The sequence below is a fragment of the Candidatus Saganbacteria bacterium genome (assembly GCA_026387835.1).
Lineage (GTDB): Bacteria > Margulisbacteria > WOR-1 > JAKLHX01 > JAKLHX01 > JAPLKZ01.
Genome location: JAPLKZ010000013.1, coordinates 131,247 through 148,580 on the forward strand (window position 1 = coordinate 131,247; position 17,334 = coordinate 148,580).

Sequence of the window (17,334 nt, forward strand, 5' to 3'; positions counted from 1 at the left end):
GAGGATAATAAATATGTTCCAGCCATTATACGTGGCCGCGACCGGGCTTAACACTTTCGAGGATGAAATAACCGACATCACAAACAATCTCGCAAATTCCAAGACAGTCGGTTTCAAAAAGGGGCGGACTGAAAAAGAAAGCCTTTTTGTCATGGAAAAGAATTTCTCGTCGCATTTAAATGAAGCGATAAGAAGGCAGCAGGAGGAAGGGGTAGGGACAAGCGCGGTCGAGTTCGGTACCGGAGTCAGGGTCGTTTCCACCCCGAAGGACTTTACCCAGGGCACTATTGAGACGACGAACAATCCTACAGATATTGCCATATCGGGGGAAGGTTTTTTCCAGATAAGTATGCCTGACGGCAAGATAGCCTATAGCAGAGCAGGAGGCTTCCATGTTGACAGCGATGGTAACTTCGTAGACCCGAACGGCCATTTGTTGGACCCGCCGGTGATATTGCCGCAGAATACGACAAGCATTCTTATAAAGGAAAACGGCATGGTGTTTGTTTCGATAAACAACTCGATAGACCTCACGGAAGTAGGGCAGATAAATCTTGCAAAGTTCACAAGTCCCGCCGGACTGAAAAGCCTCGGACAAAACCTTTATGAAGAGACGACAGCGTCGGGGTCTCCGATGATCGGACTGCCTACTCAGGAAGGATACGGATCGTTGCAGCAGTCGGCGCTGGAACAGTCAAATGTGGACGTCATTTCGGAAATGATGAGAATGATAATGGTCCAAAGGGTTTTTGATACAGTTACAAAAGCCGTGCAAACCTATGATGCGATGCTAACATCCGTAGAAAGGATGAAGGCGTAGAAAGATGAAGGGCTAATCAACGGGATGCTTTTAAAAAAGTCATCAACGCTATTGGTTTTTGGTATACTTTTATTAGTATTGCCTTGTTTTGCTGCTATGTCCGTAGAAGAAAATATTTCGGAAGCGGTAAAAAATGAGATTGTCAGAAGAAACCAGGCGTTGGAAGACAGCAGGATCGATGTCGGGTTCAAAGATCCTGATGCGATCTTTGAGGGCCTGACAAGTAAAAAAGAAAAATTGACTTACAAAATAGGTATTCCGGAAAATAGAAGGCTTTCGGGAAATTTAGTGATACCTGTAAATGTCTATGCCGGCAGAAACTTTATTGAACAAGTAAACGTCAATTGTTCAATAAAAATATTCAAAAAGATATTGGTCAGTTCGGCGAAGATAAACAAAGGAGCAATATTGACTGGGAAAGAGATGTCTTTGATCGAGAAGGATATTTCTGTCCTGCCCTCGACAGTCATATTTGAGCAGGACAGCATACTGGGCAAAGAGGCTATGACTTTTATTCCTAAAGGGACAGTCCTTCTCGACTGGATGTTCAAGGAGGTCCCTGTCGTGAGGAAAGGCGATATCGTAGAACTTTATAAAGCGGTTTCGGGTGTCAATGTAAGCGTGAAAGCGGTCGTGCTTGAAGACAGCTATCTGGGTAAAAACGTCAGAGTGAGGAACCTGTCTTCGCAAAAGACGGTGGAGGGCATTGTCAGAAGTTCAAAAGAAGTAGAGGCATTATGATATTCAGGCAGATGTTAAAAGCAAAGATCCACCGCTTGACGGTCACGGAGTCAAGGCTTGATTATGAGGGAAGCATAACGATAGACAAAACCCTGCTGGAAACTTCAGGGATAGTCGAATCGGAAAAAGTACATGTCGTGAATGTCTCGACCGGAGACAGGTTTGAGACATATGTAATGACCGGAAAAAAGAATTCGGGGATCGTATGCCTGAACGGAGGAGCCGCAAGGATGGGAAGTCCGGGAGATCTCATCATCGTCATCTCGTATGCCGCAGTAGATGAAGATTCCCTTTTGAAGTATTGTTCCAGGAAAGTTCTGGTGGACGGTAAAAACAGGGTCAAAAGGATCATACAGGAGAAAAAATGAAAAGGATACTGTCTTTCATTTTGATCGCCGCAGTTTTTTCTCAGTTGGCCGTGCCGGCATTGTCGGATTCTTTGTGGAACGAAAACAGTTCTTCTTTATACGCGACGCAGAAACCGTTCAAACCGGGCGATATCATAATGGTTATTGTCGTGGAAAATACTTCTGCTGCCCAGAAAGCGGGCACGGATACGTCAAATCAGGACAATCTGAGTCTCAGCTTTACACACACGATCAACAAACTGACGCAGTATTTAGGTCCGCTGGGTACGCCTCAATCACTATCGGGTCAGGCGTCCTCAGCTTATAAAGGATCAGGCGACACTTCCAGGTCAAACAATGTTCTTGCCGTCGTGACCGCAACAGTCCAAAATGTTCTGCCGAACGGGAATGTTGTTATTTTTGGCACACACAAGGTGACTGTAAATGAAGAAATTCAGGAGGTATTGATCAAAGGAATCGTGAGGCCGGCGGATGTAACGAGCTGGAATACGGTATATTCATTTCAAGTTGCGGATTCGACCGTTTCAGTTAAAGGTACCGGTACTGTCGATGAAGCCTCGTCGCCGGGGGTTGTCAGGAGAGTGCTTAATTGGATATTCTAAGCAAAATGACAAGAAAAATATCTGTGGCAGTCCTTTTTACGGTGCTAGTCGTGACAGTCTCCTCATTTGCCGCGTCTCCGTCCGTAAGGATAAAAGACATCGCAACAATAGACCAGGCGCGCGAGAACCAACTTATAGGATTCGGGCTTGTAGCGGGGCTCCGGCAGTCAGGGGACAGCCAGCAGACCGAGTTTACAAAACAGGCGATAGCAAATCTTCTATCCCGCATGGGGATGTCTCCCCCGTCGCCCATAACAAGCTCAACGTCACGATCACTTACAAATCTATATAATTTTTCAACGATCCCTAAATCGCAGGAATACAGGTCAAAGAACGTCGCCGCAGTGATGGTGACTGCTACGCTCCCTCCGTTCATGAAACCGGGGCAGAAAATAGATGTAACCGTGGCAAGTATAGGGGACGCCGCTAGCCTTAAAGGCGGCAACCTTCTGGCAACGCAGCTGCTGGGGATGGACGGTCAGACATATGCGGTGGCGCAGGGGCCTGTCTCTCTGGGCGGGGTCAGCGATTCGAACTTTTTACCTTTCAGAACGGATATAGCTACAACGGGAAGAGTTCCCGGGGGAGGGCTGGTCGAAAAGGAGATCCCCGTCAGTATTGAAGAAGAGCTGGCTCAGACAGACACGGCTGAAGCCTCCAGTTCGATCACGGGGTTCAAAATACTTTTGAACGAACCTGATTTTACGACAGCTTCAAGAGTTGCATACACAATAGCGAAAGAAGGCATCGATGTCCAGGCCCTTGATGCAGCTTCGATAATGGTCAGGGTCACTCCGGGAGATGACGCGATATCACTTATCTCAAAGATCGAAACACTGAGGGTCATTCCTGACGTGAAAGCAAAAATTGTGATCAACGAAAGGACCGGCACGATAGTGATCGGCGAAAATATCAGGATCGCGCCGGTAGCCGTCACTTACGGGAATTTCACCGTGACAATAGGGCCGGCATCTCTTACGTCAGGATTGAGCGAGACAGGGGGCATTCCTTTATCTTCAACGAATGTAATGATAAAGGAAAGCAATAAAAAACTTGTCATCTTGAAGGAATCCGCGAATTTATCAGACCTTGTGAGATCGCTGAACTCGATAGGAGCCACTCCAAAAGACCTGATAGCTATCATTCAGGCTATAAAGCAATCCGGCGCATTGACCGCCGACCTGGAGATCATGTGATGGATAATTTTATCCCGCCGGTGATCTTTAATCGCAACAGCGCGTACACCGGCAGCGTCACGCAGCCCGGTCCGGTGCAGGGCGATGCCGTGACGGCGGTCTCTTCGCTGTTTTTGCAGACCATGCTGAAAGAGATCTATAAAAACCAGTTTAAAAACGAACTTTTTACGACGGAAAACAATCCATCATCCTCGGTTTTTTCCGATATGTTCGTAGAACAGATGATAAATGAGATGGCAAATGCCGATACTTTCGGACTTAACAAGATGATCTCTTCGGCGATTGAGCCGCGGGATGTAATAGAGGAAAGCAAATGCCCGTAAGACCGAAACAAGAATCGTTAAAACAGCAACAGCCTTACAGGCCTGCCATGGCCATGGAGGCGTACCTGCCGCTAGTCCATTCGATAGCGGCTATGATCTCAGGGAAAGGCCTCCCGCCGAACATAGATTATAACGATCTTGTAAGCGACGGCACTATAGGGCTGATGAAAGCGTGGGATAATTTCGATCCTAAAAGGGGGGTCAAGTTCGAGACTTATGCTTCTTACAGGGTCAGGGGCGAGATACTGGACGGGCTCAAATATTACAATCCCGTTCCTTACAGGATACAGGTGATGATAAGGGACCTTGCGAAAAAAGGATACGACACAATACTAAAACGCGGCGAAAAAGAGTCCGGCATCTCGACAAAGGATTCAAAGCTTCTCGAAAAAAAGAGCCTCAGCGAGTCGGAATTCAAAGCGGCTGTCACAAAGATCCAGAAGATAGTATCTGCTTCGGCTTTGATGTACCTTGTTTCACTGGAACAGGCTTCCGATTCTTCGGAGATCCAGGTATCCGGAGAAAGGACCCCTGTCGAGGAGCTTGAATCCAGCGATCTTAAATTAAGGCTTGATAACGAGATAAAAAGCCTTCCGAAGATGGAACGAACGGTGCTCGAACTTTTTTTCAAAAAAGGCCTTAGCCAGAAGGATATTGCAAAGGACCACAAACTGTCAAGAAGCAAGGTCAACAGGCTTATCGCGAGGGCAATAAACAGGCTGAAGGAAAAGTTGAAATAGGGCATAAATATGGAAATATTCGATCCTACGATGTCAAATATTGAAAGTGCGATGGCGAGGAGCATAAAGATCCAGGAAGTTACCGCGCACAATATCGCCAACGCGCAGACGCCCGGCTTTACGGCTAAAAAATTTGACGAGGTACTGAACAAAGCCGTCGAGCGCGAAGAAAATAAAACAGTGAATCTGGAAGAAGAAATGGCCGAAATGGCGAAGAACAACACCAGGTATTCGACATATGCAAAACTAATGTCGGCAAAGCTCGCCGTGCTGAGAAATGTGATATCGCAGGGGAGAAAATAAGACATGGGATTAAACAGCGCGTTGGATATCTCTGTTTCCGCGATAAACGCCGAACGGCTTCATATGGAGCTTATAGCAAGCAATATCGCAAATATCAATACTACGAAGACCGTTGACGGGGGCATCTACAGGAGAAAGGTGCTTTCCTATACGGAAAAACCGGTAACGTTTGAAGATGTCCTTGCCGGCGCGCAGAAAAAGGCCGAGATAAAAACAGGCGGGGGAGTAGATGTGTCCGTTACTGAAGATATGAGCGCCCCTATGCAGAAAATATTCAACCCCGGTCATCCGGATGCCGATGAGAAGGGATACGTGACGCTTCCGAACGTGTCGTTGTCTACGGAGATGACGGACCTTATATTTGCGGGAAGACTTTATGAGACGAATGTTACGGTCTTTAGCGCGACAAAAAAAATGCAAACTGAAGCTCTCCAGATACAGTAAAGGAGACCGATAAATGGCTGAAGGCATAAGCAGGATAGACCCGAATTTGCTGGCCCAGATCATGGGGCCCGAGACAACTCCTGCCGCCCCTGAAGTGGGCCAACCGTCAGCGGCATCCCCCGAGATAAAATCCTCCGGCATGACGTTCGACGATATCTTAGGTAAAGCCGTTAATGCGCTTGACGGGGTGAGCAATGTCGAGAACGATGCGAATTTAATGATGGAAAAATACATGAAAGGCCAGGTCGACGTATCGGACGTCATGATAGCCACGGCGAAGATGAACATTGCGGTCCAGCTTGCGGTGGCTACCGTCACTTCCGCCGTGAACACGTTCAAAGAAATAACTCAGATGCAGATCTGATAAAAAGGAGTGATCGATGGGAGAGGCCAGAGCCCCGGGAAGAATGTCGGACACTAACAGGAATCTTATTATTTCGACTTCTGTTGTAGTGGTCGTTTCGCTTATAGTCCTGCTGGTGTTCTTCAGGTCGTGCGGCTTGTACGACAGGAATGCAGGTTATAAAGTTATCTACTCCAATCTCGACTTGAAAGATGCCGCGAACGTCGTCACCGTCCTTAAGGTCATGAAGATACCTTACCAGATAAGGGATGACGGCCGTACTGTAGCGGTCCCGAAAGACAAGGCCGATGACGCGAAGCTGGGTCTCGCGGAAAAAAATCTGCCTACGGGCGGGTCGGTAGGATGGGAGATATTTGACCAGTCAAAGCTGGGGACCACCGATTTTGACCGAAGGGTACAGTTTGTAAGAGCGATTTCGGGAGAGCTTGCGAGGACGATAATGAGGATAGATGCGGTACTGGATGCAAGGGTGCAGATAGTCATTCCTCAAACCTCACTTTTTGAGGTGGCAAAAGCTCCTGTCACGGCTTCAGTCCTGCTGCAGCTTCGTACCGGAAGAAAGATTTCCCGCGAGCAGGTTAACGGGATAGTATACCTTGTCGCGAGCAGCGTGGAAAATCTAAGACCGGAAAACGTCATAATAGTCGATATCTACGGCAACATCTTAAGCGGCCCCGGTGTGGGTTCCGTGGAAGCCAATGTCGTCGCCTCGCCTGTCACAGAGCAGATGTATATCGCCCCGACACAAGAAGTTGCGGAAAAAGCTCCGGTAAAAGAGATCTTGATCTCAAAGACCGTGCCCACAGGAATAAAAGAGACGGCAGCCATAGCTCAGCTCGCCGCCACAAAAGAGACAGAGACCATTTCTTTGCCGCAGAAGAAACTGACCGTCGAAGAGAAAGTGGTCGTGAAGTTCAAGGCAAAGGAAGAATTCGAGAACATGCTCTCCAGCAAGGTCCAGAAAGTTGTGAATAATTTTTATCCGCCGAACAGCATCCTGGTGAAAGTAAATGTCGACCTGGCGGAATATAAAGAAAGCCCGAAAAAACACACTGCAACTGCGGTAAAAGCAAAAAAACATGTCATTTCCAGCATGGAGAACGGCAAAAAACCAGTCCCGTCAAAAATGTTGACGGAAGATAATATCAAGAAGATGACCGTCATAGTCCTTGTGGACAACAGGTTCAATCTTACAAAACAGCAAAAAAAGACTACTTATGAGATGATAGGCAACGCGATTTCATACCACCCCAGCAGGGGGGACAGGATCATTTTAAGGCAGGTCCCGTTCCATTATGCTACAGCCTTTCAGCCGGGAATGATGCAAAAAGGATCTGCATCTAAGATGGAAAGTAAGAGATCACTTCCGGAAAAAATGATCTCACTACTCGGCCAAAACACTGCGGTGTCAGTTTTGGCGGCGTTGTTTATCTTCCTTTTGGCGGTGCTGGCCGCGAGGACATTTTCGAGAAGAAGGTCTTTGGAACAGGAAGCCGAGGAGATGAGCGAACCGGATGAAAGAATGAGGACAGCTTCTTCGGCGATAGAGCAGATAAGGACAGTGGTCGCGCAGTCTCCAGACCGCGTGGCGGAGCTCATGAAAAACTGGCTGAGCGAAAAATAATGACGGAGTCAAAATGGTCTTAACTGGAAGAGAAAAAGCGACGATATTGTTATCGTTATTGGGCGCCGACCTGTCGGCGCAGATACTGAGAAGCCTGCCTCCCGATATGGCGGACCTTATTGCTTCGGGAATAAACAATCTTCCGAACCCGTCTTCGGATGTAATATCGTCCGTACTCGAAGAGTTCGCGTCTTTTATTGCTCTTCCGGATGCTTCTCAAAAGAGAGGGATCGAACAGCAGGCATCTGCCAGGAGCACTCAGGCACCGCCAAAAGCGAACAGAAGCCCGTACGACACCCTTTTTTATTCCAAACCGAAAAAAGTGGCCATGGCACTTTCAGCAGAAAGATCGTCCGTCACTGCGTTCGTAATGTCGATGCTCCCGGCCGTGCAGGCAAGGGATGTTTTGGCATTCATGCCGGACAGGAAAAATGAGATCGAAGATATCATGAGAGACCTAAGGCAGACCCCGATGTCAGAAAAGGTCAAGGAAGACGTAATCGCGATACTGGCTGAACGGATCGAAAGGATGTATTCGGAAGGTTAAATATTATGGCATTGATAAAAAGATCGCAAGTCATTGAAAGAGGTTGTATAGACCTGAAGACAGAGGTCCCTGCCATCAGGCAGCAGCCGTCGGCCGATTTTTCCGGGGAAGAAGCGCAGGCTTTTGAAGAGATAAAAGAAGAGATCGTTTCTCATACAGTGGATGAAGCTTATGAAAAAACAGGGGAGATAATCGCCCAGGCCCAGGCAGAGGCCAAAGAGCTATTAAAAAAGGCCAATCAAGAGGCGGAGACCCTGTTCTTAAGGACAAAGGAAGAAGCGGTGCAGGCGGGCAAGGCCGAAGGCGAAGCCAGCGTGAGCGAGAACATAACCGCTTCGCTTGAGACACTGAACAACGCGATAAAGGAAAGAAAAAGGATCATCAAGGATTCGGAAGGGGAGATCCTGCGGCTTTCACTGAAGATAGCGGAACAGGTGATAAGAAGCGAAGTGTCGCTGCACAAGGATGTGGTGATGAACATCGTGGCCGAGGCGGTGAACAAGGTCAGCGACAGGGAGAATGTAATAATAAAGGTCAACAGGGAAGATGCCGAGCATATAAAAAAATACAAGGACAGGCTGTCAGGGATAGTGGATGGCGTGAAAAACCTTTCTATAATAGAAGACAGCCAGGTAGAACCCGGAGGCTGTGTTATCGAGACGAATCTCGGGTTTGTCGACGCGCGCGTCAGCACAAAACTCTCGCTGATAGAGCAATCGCTTATGAAGGCGCAGGCAAGTGTCACAGAATAATTCTCTCCAGGAAAACACTTCTTTGATAGATTTTGAAAAATACCACAAAGCCGTAGAACGTTCCGAAGGAATAAGGGTCATCGGAAAGGTCATCCAGGTCGTCGGATTGATCCTTGAGGCGCAGGTGCAGGGGGTCTCAATAGGAGACCTCTGTATCATCAGGCTGAATAAGGGAAACGCCGATGACATCAGGTATGGGGAGGTCGTCGGATTCAAGGAAGGAAGGGTCCTTCTGATGCCGCTCGGCACGACCACGGGGATATCTCCGGGTTCCGAAGTCCTTGCCGCGGGACATCCTCTGATGGTAAAAGTAGGCCAAGGGCTTTTGGGCAGGGTGCTCGGAGGTCTGGGAGAGCCTATTGATGATAAAGGCCCTTTGATAACCGAAGAAGAAAGGCCTCTTGACGCCGATCCTCCGGACCCGGTGAAAAGACCGAGGGTGACGGAAATAATCAGGGCCGGGATCCGGGCGATAGACGGGCTGCTTACTTTGGGAAGAGGGCAAAGGATCGGGATCTTTGCCGGTTCAGGAGTGGGTAAATCGACGTTGATGGGCATGCTCGCGAGGAACGCGGAAGCGGATGTAAACGTCATAGCGCTCATCGGAGAGCGCGGAAGAGAAGTAAGGGATTTTATCGAGGAATCGCTGGGAGAAGAGGGCCTGAAAAAATCCGTCGTAGTGGTGGCGACATCGGACCAGCCGCCTCTGGTCAGGCTAAAAGCGTCTTTTGTGGCTACGGCTATAGCGGAATATTTCAGGGACCAGGACAAAAAGGTCATCTTCATGATGGATTCGGTGACGCGCTTTGCGTACGCGCAAAGGGACGTGGGGCTGGCGTCCGGAGAGCCTCCCACGACGAGAGGTTATACTCCGTCGGTCTTTGCGATGCTGCCGAGGCTTATGGAAAGGTCAGGCACGGCGGAGATAGGTTCCATCACCGGACTTTACACCATACTTGTCGAAGGAGATGATTTCAACGAACCTATAGCCGATCAGTCAAGGAGCATTCTTGACGGCCATATAATACTGTCCAGGGCGCTTGCGGCAAAGAACCATTATCCGGCGATAGATGTGCTTCCGAGCGTGAGCCGGTTGATGTCTAACCTTGTTTCGGATGAGCACAAAGAAGCGGCCGGAAAGCTCAGGGAGGTTCTGGCGCGCTACAGCGAAGCCGAAGACCTCATCAATATCGGTGCTTATGTAAAAGGGTCCAACCCGAAGATCGACGAGGCGATCGCAAAGATCGACGCGGTCAACGAATTCCTCAAACAGGGCACTTTTGAACAGGTAATGTTCGAGGACATGCTTGACCAGCTCCTTTCAATATTTTACTGATACAATATAATTATGGCAAAGACCAACTTTTTACTTGAGATAGGAGTGGAGGAAGTGCCGGCAAGGTTCCTTGACGGGGTGCTTCAAAGCCTCTGCGAAAACGTAAAAAAGGCGCTCGAAGAACGCCGCGTCGGCTTTGACGCGATACAAGTTTGCGGGACGATGAAAAGGCTGGTGCTTTTTGTCGAAGGCATTTTGGAAAAACAGCAGGACATGATGTCCGAAGTTAAAGGCCCGCCCAAGAAGATCGCGTTCAACCCGGACGGCACAGCCACAAAAGCCGCTTTGGGATTTGCCGCTTCGCAGGACCTAAAACCAAAAGACCTTATTGTCAGGCAGACAAATGAAGGAGAGTATGTTTATGCCGTCAGGAACGAAAAAGGCATCAGCACTAAGAAAGTGCTTACAGACGTTATCCCGAAGGCAATACTCTCCATCCACCTGCCGATATCGATGAAATGGCAGGACGGCGACATTTCTTTCATAAGGCCCATACATTATATTATGGCGTTCCTGGGCAAAGACCCGGTGAGATTTTCGGTAGGAAAAATATCCGCGTCAGACAAGACTTTGGGACACAGGTTTTTGTCGGACTCTGTGATGCACGCCTATAATGGCGGCGCCGATCTGCAAAAATTCGAAGAATTTCTTGAAAAACTCGGGGTCATGCTGGACCGGGAAAAAAGAAAAAGCCGGATAATCAAGGGCATAAAAAACCACGAGGAACGGACCAAGGAAAAAATATTCGCGGATGAAGACCTGATAAATGAAGTCTCAAATATCGTCGAATATCCGCAGGTGCTTGAAGGCAAGTTCGACAGGCAGTTCATAATGGTCCTGCCGCAGGACGTGATCTATACGGTCGTGAAGAATCAGCAAAAATGCTTCCCTGCGCAGCAGAGCGGGTCCTTTTTGATCGTTGCCGACGGCGTGAAAGAGAAAGAGATAATATCAGGTTACGAGCAGGTCGTGAACGCGAGGCTGCACGATGCCAAATTCTTTTATGACGAGGACGTGAAGATACCGCTCGACAAGAACATCGAGAAGATGAAGAAGATCGTCTACCACGAAAAGATAGGGAGCATGTGGGACAAGACACGTAGGATCGTAAAACTATCCTGCTGGCTTGCGGCTCAGCTCACCGATAACAAGGAGACGATCGCCCAGGTAGAGAGGGCCGCGGAGCTTTCAAAAGCCGACCTTGCAACGCATATGGTCGGCGAGTTCTCCAGCCTTGCCGGTGCGATGGGCAGGGAATACAGTCTTGTTGCCGGTGAGGATATTCGGATAAGCCGCGCGATATATGAACATTATCTTCCCAGGTTCGCGGGCGATGCGGTCCCTACGGAGGTCCAGGGAGCGGTAATAGGGATAGCCGACCGGATGGATTCGATCGCATCCTGTTTCGCGGCGGATATTATCCCGACCGGGTCGGTAGACCCGTACGGGTTGAGAAGGGCGGCATCAGGCATCGTCTCCATAATGATGAAAAAAAACATCGGGATACCGCTTTCAAAGCTGGCCGAAAAAAGCATGGAGATCCTGAATATATCGGATGCCGGCAAAAAAGGCAGGATCATTGATTTCATAAAACAAAGGTTAAAAGTCGTGCTTGAAGGGGAAGGTGTCAGATATGATGTCTGTGATAGTGTCCTTGCGATCTCGGACGATCTCATCCCCGCGTACTGCAAGGCGTTCGAAATAATGAAAGCACTTGAAGATGCCTGGTTAAAGGCAGTGATCCTTGCTGCGGACAGGATAAACAGGATCGTCGGGGACGCCAAGACTTCAAATATCGATACCGAAGCATTCACGCAGAGTGAGGAAAGGGAACTTTACAGGAACTATTGCCAGATAAAAGATATTGTAAAGGAACATCTTTCGGGAAAAGAATATGCCAAGGCCCTTTTTGACTATAAGGTCATGACAAGGCCGGTCGACGTGTTCTTTGAAAAAGTCCTTGTGATGCACCAGGATGATAAGGTCAGGGCTAACCGCCTGGCGCTTTTAAACGGTGTAAAAAGTCTCTATATGATGTTCGCTGATTTTTCAAAGATCGTTATTTAAATTGGGAGAACAAAAGTGAAGATGAAAAACCTGCTTATACCGACACTGCGGGAAGATCCTTCCGAAGCCGAGGTGATAAGCCACCGCCTGATGCTGAGGGCCGGTTATATCAGAAAGCTTGCGGCAGGCATCTATTCATACCTTCCCCTGATGAACAGGGTGCTAAAAAAGATAGAAAAGATCATCAGGCGCGAAATGGACGCGGCCGGAGCTCAGGAGCTGCTTTTGCCGGCGGTCCAGCCGGCGGAGCTCTGGCAGGAAACGGGAAGATGGGATATCTACGGCAAAGAACTTATGAGGATAAAGGACCGCCACGAGCGGGACTTCTGCCTGGGCCCGACGCATGAAGAAGTCATCACCGACCTTGTAAGGAACAACATCTCTTCTTACAAACAGCTTCCCGTCATGCTCTACCAGATACAGACCAAATTCCGCGACGAGATAAGGCCGAGGTTCGGGCTCATGCGAGGGAGAGAGTTCATAATGAAGGACTGCTACAGCTTTGACAGGGACCAGAAAGGGCTGGATGAGAGCTACAAAAAGATGAACAAAGCGTACTGCAACATATTTGACCGCTGCGGCCTGCGTTACCGTGTCGTTGAGGCGGATCCCGGAGCTATCGGAGGAGGATTTTCCCAGGAATTCATGGTGCTTGCAAATACCGGAGAGGACGAGATCGTTTATTGCAGCGACTGTTCTTTTGCGGTCTCCAAGGCTTTGTCAAATATCGAATCAGACAATTCCTGCCCAAGATGTTCAAAAGGCGTGCTTAAGATAGAAAGAGGCATCGAGGTCGGGCACATATTCCAGCTCGGCACAAAATATTCCGAAAAAATGCAGGCGCTCTATCTTGACGAGGACGGCCTCCGCAAGCCCTATATTATGGGATGCTACGGCATAGGCGTGGGAAGGACCGCCGCGGCAGCCATAGAACAAAACCATGACGATAACGGCATCATATGGCCGGTACAGATAGCTCCGTTCCATGTCGCTGTGATCCCGGTAAACACTTCTGACCCGAAACAGATCGAAGCAGCGGAAAAGATCTACGGCGTCCTGATAGCAATGGGCATCGAAGCTCTGCTTGATGACAGGGATGAAAGGGCGGGGGTCAAGTTTAAGGACATGGACCTGATCGGGATACCGGTCAAGGTGATCATCGGCAAGGCTCTTTCGGACGGGAATGTGGAAATAGTTCTGAGAGCAGGCGGAAAAAAAGAAATAGTCGCACTGGAGACCGCAGCGGAAGCGGTCAAAAAGGCAGTATCATGTCAGTCCTGATAGCGGGCACAGTAGCCCTTGACGACCTTAAGACCCCGTTCGGCGAAAGGAAGAACGTGCTCGGAGGCTCGGCGGTGCATGCAAGCGTTTCCGCCGGTTTTTTTTCACCGGTAAAGCTCCTCAGCATAGTAGGAAGGGATTTCCCGAAAAGACATCTGGACTTTTTAAGTTCAAGGCGCATAGACCTGAAAGGCCTTAAGATCTCGAAAGGAAAGACTTTCCACTGGGAAGGGTTCTATGAATATGACATGAACCAGGCCCATTCGGTCAGGACGGACCTTAATGTGTTGACGCTGTTCGATCACAAGCTCCCCCGGGGATATGAAAAATGCGAATATGTGTTCCTTGCCAATATCGATCCGGAAATACAGCTCAGGATAATATCACAATTAAAAAAGCCGAAGCTCATCGTCGCGGACACGATGAATTACTGGATATCGAACAAACGCAGAGCGCTTGAAAAAGTGATAAAAAAAGTAGATATCATGCTTTTAAACGATATGGAAGCAAGGCAGCTGACGGGTAGTCCCAACCTGATACGCGCCGCCTCGGACGTGCTTAAAGCCGGGGCAAAGTATGTTATAATAAAAAAAGGAGAGCACGGAGCCCTTCTTTTTTCAAAAAAATCACATTTTTCGGCACCATCATACCCGCAGGAAAAATTGACGGACCCGACAGGAGCAGGCGACAGTTTCGCGGGCGGCTTCATAGGTTATCTTGCAAAGAGCGGGGATCTGAGCGGCAGGAATATGAGGAAAGCCGTGATAGTGGGAACGGTAATGGCGTCCTTTAACGTCGAGGATTTTTCGCTCGACGCTTTAAGGAGATTAAAATACAGAGATATCATCGGAAGATTCAAAAAAATAAAGAAATATTCGCATTTTGACGGAATTTAATAGAACTGTTCTGCAAAGCATTAAACCGAAAGGAGCCTAAAAGTGTTCAAAAGATTTGAGTCCGCGGCGAAGATCCTTTTTCAGTCAGGGTTAAATGATTCTCACAGCGGCAACATCAGCTCAAAGGAAAGCGACGGCATATTCATCACATCAAGGTTCGCGATACCGGCGCTTTTAAAAGAGCAGGATATTATCCTGGTCGACAGCGAAAAAAGCGGCGATAACGATGCTTTAGCTTCGCGGGATCTTCCTATACACAGGGCGATCTATCAAAGCTCTACGGCTAAAGCGGTAATACACGCGCATCTGCCGAGCGCATTGGCGCTGTCAATAACCGAGAACAAGATACTGCCGCAGGATACGAAAGGCCAGGCACTATTTCCCCAGGGGCTTTCAATACTTAAACCAAGGCAGGGCGCGGAAAAAGAAGAGCTGATCAGGATGATAATTCCCGTTCTTGGTCCGGTCCCGGGAGCCGTGGTGATAAAAGGATACGGGGTATTTGCTTACGGCAATTCGATCGAAGAAGCTCTTGAGATAATCACAGCTCTTGAGATGTCGTCCAAAGTCTGGCTTTCCACAAAACTGATACCGCAAAAAATAAGCCAGGGCCAAAGCATGGGCCATAACCAGGGACAGCGCACGTTCGAACACCGCAAAAGGACCGCTATTCCTCCGGGCATCGGAGTTATGGACCGCAGGAGCGGGATAAGCAGCTACCGCCGAGACAAGAACAGATAAAGCCCATGCAGGACATCACGGAACTTTTAGAAAAAATAAAGTTTTACGCTCCTTCCGCTGATCTTGCGCTTGTCCAGAAAGCCGCGGATTTTTCCTCGAAAGTTCACGAGGGGCAAAAACGCCTTTCGGGAGACCCTTATATTTCGCATCCCATTGCCGTGGCAAAGATACTTGCCGAGCTGGAGCAGGACTCTACCACGATCGCAGCGGCCCTCCTTCACGATACCATTGAAGACGCTTCCGTAGACGAGAAGACCCTCACAAGAGAGTTCGGCGGCACAATCACAAAACTGGTCGCGGGAATTACAAAACTGCGGCAGCTTACGTTCGAGTCAAGGGAACAGCGGCAGGCGGAAAATTTCAGGAAGATGTTCTTCGCGATGGCAGAGGATATCCGAATAATAATCATCAAGCTTGCCGACCGGCTGCACAATATGAAGACCCTCGATTTTTTATCCGGCGACAGACAGCTCGACATTGCGGCTGAGACAAGAGAGATCTATGCTCCGCTTGCGCACAGGCTCGGCATGTGGCGCCTTAAGTGGGAGCTTGAAGACCTTTCATTTTATTATCTTGAACGGGATAAATATGACAGCATCAAGAACCTGGTCAACCAGAAGAGGGAAGAGCGGGAAAAGTTCGTGAACGAGTTCATCGCTCAGGTGACCCAGGCGGTATTAAAAGTGGAGATCAACGCTTCGATAGCGGGAAGGTCAAAACATTTTTACAGCATATACAACAAGATCGTGCAGAAGAACGTCGAGTTCGACGACATATACGATCTCATCGCGATACGCGTCATAGTAGATTCCGTTAAGGATTGTTACGCGGTGCTTGGCGTCATCCATTCTATATGGAAACCTATCCCCGGCAGGTTCCGTGATTTTATTGCGATCCCTAAATCCAACGGCTACCAGTCGCTGCACACTACGGTGATGGGTTCCTTCGGAAAACCAGTGGAGATACAGATCAGGACAAAAGAGATGCATAAAGTGGCAGAATACGGCGTTGCGGCGCACTGGCGGTATAAAGAAGGCGCGACCGACAGTGATTTTGACGCGAAACTCGCGTGGCTTAGGCAAATGCTCGAATACCAGAAAGAGGTGAAGGACGCAAAGGACTTTCTGGAGAACCTCAAAATAGACCTTTTCATTGACGAAGTCTTTGTATATTCGCCTAAAGGTGATGTGTATGACCTTCCTATAGACGCGACGCCGGTGGATTTCGCCTATCATGTCCACACCCAGGTCGGCCACAGGTGCGTAGGAGCTAAGGTGAACGGAAAGATCGTGCCGCTTGATCACAGGCTGAGCAACGGCGATATAGTTGAGATATTAACGAGCAATAAGGATAACCCCAAACTCAACTGGCTCAATTTTGTCAGGACCTCTGGAGGAAAGACAAAGATAAAACAGTGGTTCAAGAAGCAGAAAAGGGAAGAAAACATTGACAGGGGAAAAGCTTCTTTCGAGGAAGAGTTAAAAAGCATCGGAGTAAACGACCTCTCGGTGATCACCGACAGCATATTAAAGGATATTTATGAAAAGCATAATGCCGGAACAAAGGAAGACCTTTTTGCTCTTATCGGGAACGGCGAACTTTCCTCCGTCCAGCTTGCCAGGGAGTGCAGAAAATCGTTAGAAAAGAACAATATCATCGAAACGGCAGAAGAAGAGATCCCCAGGGTAAAAACCGCGCCGCAAAAAGAAAAAAAGACAAAGCAGGGTATAAATGTCCGCGGCATGGATAATATCCTGATACGGCTCGGGAAATGCTGTTTCCCGCTTCCGGGCGATGAAATAATCGGGTTCGTCACAAAGGGCCGCGGCATTACCGTCCACAGGCTTGACTGCAGTAACGTTGCCGAGGCAAAAGATATAAATAATAAAGTCGTGGAGGTGGAATGGGACAAACTCAGCGAGACCGCATATCCGGTCAATATTGAGATCGAGGCTTTTGACAGGGTAGGAGTATTAAAAGACATATTGTCCCAGATATCCGAGACAAAGACCAATATTGAATCGGCCGAGATCAGGACAAAGCGCGGCAGCAGCGCGATACTCAACCTTGTGGTCGACGTAAGGGATACAACGCACCTTAAGATCGTGACGGATGCCATACGCAAGATCTCGGACGTGTATGATGTCCATCGTTTTGCCGCGGTAAAATAAGCATTATTCCCCGCTTTT

19 protein-coding genes are annotated in these 17,334 nt (G+C 48.6%); all 19 read left to right on the forward strand.

Going from position 1 to position 17,334, the window contains the following annotated elements; translation table 11 throughout:
- Positions 1-13 precede the first annotated feature (13 nt).
- The 19 genes from flgG to NTZ10_07370 all read left to right on the forward strand — a co-directional run bounded on the left by flgG (position 14) and on the right by NTZ10_07370 (position 17,316).
- Positions 14-820, forward strand: a complete 807-nt coding sequence (gene flgG, locus NTZ10_07280; protein ID MCX5750017.1) for a flagellar basal-body rod protein FlgG — start codon at positions 14-16, stop codon at positions 818-820.
- 96 nt (positions 821-916) lie between these two features.
- Positions 917-1,561, forward strand: coding sequence for a flagellar basal body P-ring formation chaperone FlgA (gene flgA / locus NTZ10_07285; protein ID MCX5750018.1), 645 nt, complete (start codon positions 917-919; stop codon positions 1,559-1,561).
- Positions 1,561-1,929, forward strand: a complete 369-nt coding sequence (locus tag NTZ10_07290; protein MCX5750019.1) for an aspartate 1-decarboxylase — start codon at positions 1,561-1,563, stop codon at positions 1,927-1,929. The genes flgA and NTZ10_07290 overlap by 1 nt, the downstream gene beginning before the upstream one ends.
- Positions 1,926-2,531, forward strand: a complete 606-nt coding sequence (locus NTZ10_07295) for a flagellar basal body L-ring protein FlgH (protein MCX5750020.1) — start codon at positions 1,926-1,928, stop codon at positions 2,529-2,531. Before NTZ10_07290 ends, NTZ10_07295 begins: the two co-directional genes overlap by 4 nt.
- 5 nt (positions 2,532-2,536) lie before the next feature.
- Positions 2,537-3,727, forward strand: a complete 1,191-nt coding sequence (locus NTZ10_07300) for a flagellar basal body P-ring protein FlgI (protein ID MCX5750021.1) — start codon at positions 2,537-2,539, stop codon at positions 3,725-3,727.
- A complete protein-coding gene (locus NTZ10_07305; protein ID MCX5750022.1) occupies positions 3,727-4,050 on the forward strand; it encodes a hypothetical protein in 324 nt (107 codons plus the stop codon). Before NTZ10_07300 ends, NTZ10_07305 begins: the two co-directional genes overlap by 1 nt.
- A complete protein-coding gene (locus NTZ10_07310) occupies positions 4,041-4,790 on the forward strand; it encodes a sigma-70 family RNA polymerase sigma factor (GenBank protein MCX5750023.1) in 750 nt (249 codons plus the stop codon). The genes NTZ10_07305 and NTZ10_07310 overlap by 10 nt, the downstream gene beginning before the upstream one ends.
- Positions 4,791-4,799: 9 nt before the next feature.
- Positions 4,800-5,093: a flagellar basal body protein gene (locus NTZ10_07315; protein ID MCX5750024.1), complete on the forward strand. Its 294-nt coding sequence runs from the start codon at positions 4,800-4,802 to the stop codon at positions 5,091-5,093.
- Positions 5,094-5,096: 3 nt separating this feature from the next.
- Entirely contained in the window at positions 5,097-5,537 is a 441-nt protein-coding gene (gene flgC / locus NTZ10_07320) for a flagellar basal body rod protein FlgC (GenBank protein MCX5750025.1), read from the forward strand.
- A gap of 13 nt (positions 5,538-5,550) precedes the next feature.
- Positions 5,551-5,901 carry a flagellar hook-basal body complex protein FliE gene (locus NTZ10_07325; protein ID MCX5750026.1) on the forward strand — a complete coding sequence of 117 codons (351 nt, stop codon included), beginning with the start codon at positions 5,551-5,553 and terminating at the stop codon, positions 5,899-5,901.
- Positions 5,902-5,917: 16 nt separating this feature from the next.
- Positions 5,918-7,525, forward strand: a complete 1,608-nt coding sequence (gene fliF / locus NTZ10_07330) for a flagellar basal-body MS-ring/collar protein FliF (protein MCX5750027.1) — start codon at positions 5,918-5,920, stop codon at positions 7,523-7,525.
- A gap of 13 nt (positions 7,526-7,538) precedes the next feature.
- On the forward strand, positions 7,539-8,072 hold the full coding sequence (locus NTZ10_07335; protein MCX5750028.1) for a hypothetical protein: 534 nt from the start codon (positions 7,539-7,541) through the stop codon (positions 8,070-8,072).
- Positions 8,073-8,077: 5 nt separating this feature from the next.
- Positions 8,078-8,824, forward strand: coding sequence for a FliH/SctL family protein (locus tag NTZ10_07340; protein MCX5750029.1), 747 nt, complete (start codon positions 8,078-8,080; stop codon positions 8,822-8,824).
- A 22-nt stretch (positions 8,825-8,846) separates the two neighbouring features.
- Positions 8,847-10,160, forward strand: a complete 1,314-nt coding sequence (gene fliI / locus NTZ10_07345; protein MCX5750030.1) for a flagellar protein export ATPase FliI — start codon at positions 8,847-8,849, stop codon at positions 10,158-10,160.
- Positions 10,161-10,172: 12 nt separating this feature from the next.
- Positions 10,173-12,227 (forward strand): glycine--tRNA ligase subunit beta, encoded by a 2,055-nt coding sequence (gene glyS, locus NTZ10_07350; GenBank protein MCX5750031.1) that lies wholly within the window; start codon positions 10,173-10,175, stop codon positions 12,225-12,227.
- A gap of 21 nt (positions 12,228-12,248) precedes the next feature.
- A complete protein-coding gene (gene proS, locus NTZ10_07355; GenBank protein ID MCX5750032.1) occupies positions 12,249-13,508 on the forward strand; it encodes a proline--tRNA ligase in 1,260 nt (419 codons plus the stop codon).
- Positions 13,496-14,404 carry a PfkB family carbohydrate kinase gene (locus tag NTZ10_07360; protein MCX5750033.1) on the forward strand — a complete coding sequence of 303 codons (909 nt, stop codon included), beginning with the start codon at positions 13,496-13,498 and terminating at the stop codon, positions 14,402-14,404. The genes proS and NTZ10_07360 overlap by 13 nt, the downstream gene beginning before the upstream one ends.
- 42 nt (positions 14,405-14,446) lie before the next feature.
- Positions 14,447-15,145 (forward strand): class II aldolase/adducin family protein, encoded by a 699-nt coding sequence (locus tag NTZ10_07365; protein ID MCX5750034.1) that lies wholly within the window; start codon positions 14,447-14,449, stop codon positions 15,143-15,145.
- Positions 15,146-15,150: 5 nt separating this feature from the next.
- Entirely contained in the window at positions 15,151-17,316 is a 2,166-nt protein-coding gene (locus NTZ10_07370; GenBank protein ID MCX5750035.1) for a bifunctional (p)ppGpp synthetase/guanosine-3',5'-bis(diphosphate) 3'-pyrophosphohydrolase, read from the forward strand.
- Positions 17,317-17,334: the final 18 nt, after the last annotated feature.

Excerpts from the sequence above, each read along its gene's own strand:
- flgG (MCX5750017.1), top strand. The coding sequence starts at position 14 with ATGTTCCAGCCATTATACGTGGCCGCGACCGGGCTTAACACTTTCGAG.
- flgA (MCX5750018.1), top strand. The coding sequence starts at position 917 with ATGTCCGTAGAAGAAAATATTTCGGAAGCGGTAAAAAATGAGATTGTC.
- NTZ10_07295 (MCX5750020.1), top strand. The coding sequence starts at position 1,926 with ATGAAAAGGATACTGTCTTTCATTTTGATCGCCGCAGTTTTTTCTCAG.
- NTZ10_07300 (MCX5750021.1), top strand. The coding sequence starts at position 2,537 with ATGACAAGAAAAATATCTGTGGCAGTCCTTTTTACGGTGCTAGTCGTG.
- NTZ10_07305 (MCX5750022.1), top strand. The coding sequence starts at position 3,727 with ATGGATAATTTTATCCCGCCGGTGATCTTTAATCGCAACAGCGCGTAC.
- NTZ10_07310 (MCX5750023.1), top strand. The coding sequence starts at position 4,041 with ATGCCCGTAAGACCGAAACAAGAATCGTTAAAACAGCAACAGCCTTAC.
- NTZ10_07315 (MCX5750024.1), top strand. The coding sequence starts at position 4,800 with ATGGAAATATTCGATCCTACGATGTCAAATATTGAAAGTGCGATGGCG.
- flgC (MCX5750025.1), top strand. The coding sequence starts at position 5,097 with ATGGGATTAAACAGCGCGTTGGATATCTCTGTTTCCGCGATAAACGCC.
- NTZ10_07325 (MCX5750026.1), top strand. The coding sequence starts at position 5,551 with ATGGCTGAAGGCATAAGCAGGATAGACCCGAATTTGCTGGCCCAGATC.
- fliF (MCX5750027.1), top strand. The coding sequence starts at position 5,918 with ATGGGAGAGGCCAGAGCCCCGGGAAGAATGTCGGACACTAACAGGAAT.
- NTZ10_07335 (MCX5750028.1), top strand. The coding sequence starts at position 7,539 with ATGGTCTTAACTGGAAGAGAAAAAGCGACGATATTGTTATCGTTATTG.
- NTZ10_07340 (MCX5750029.1), top strand. The coding sequence starts at position 8,078 with ATGGCATTGATAAAAAGATCGCAAGTCATTGAAAGAGGTTGTATAGAC.
- glyS (MCX5750031.1), top strand. The coding sequence starts at position 10,173 with ATGGCAAAGACCAACTTTTTACTTGAGATAGGAGTGGAGGAAGTGCCG.
- proS (MCX5750032.1), top strand. The coding sequence starts at position 12,249 with ATGAAAAACCTGCTTATACCGACACTGCGGGAAGATCCTTCCGAAGCC.
- NTZ10_07360 (MCX5750033.1), top strand. The coding sequence starts at position 13,496 with ATGTCAGTCCTGATAGCGGGCACAGTAGCCCTTGACGACCTTAAGACC.
- NTZ10_07370 (MCX5750035.1), top strand. The coding sequence starts at position 15,151 with ATGCAGGACATCACGGAACTTTTAGAAAAAATAAAGTTTTACGCTCCT.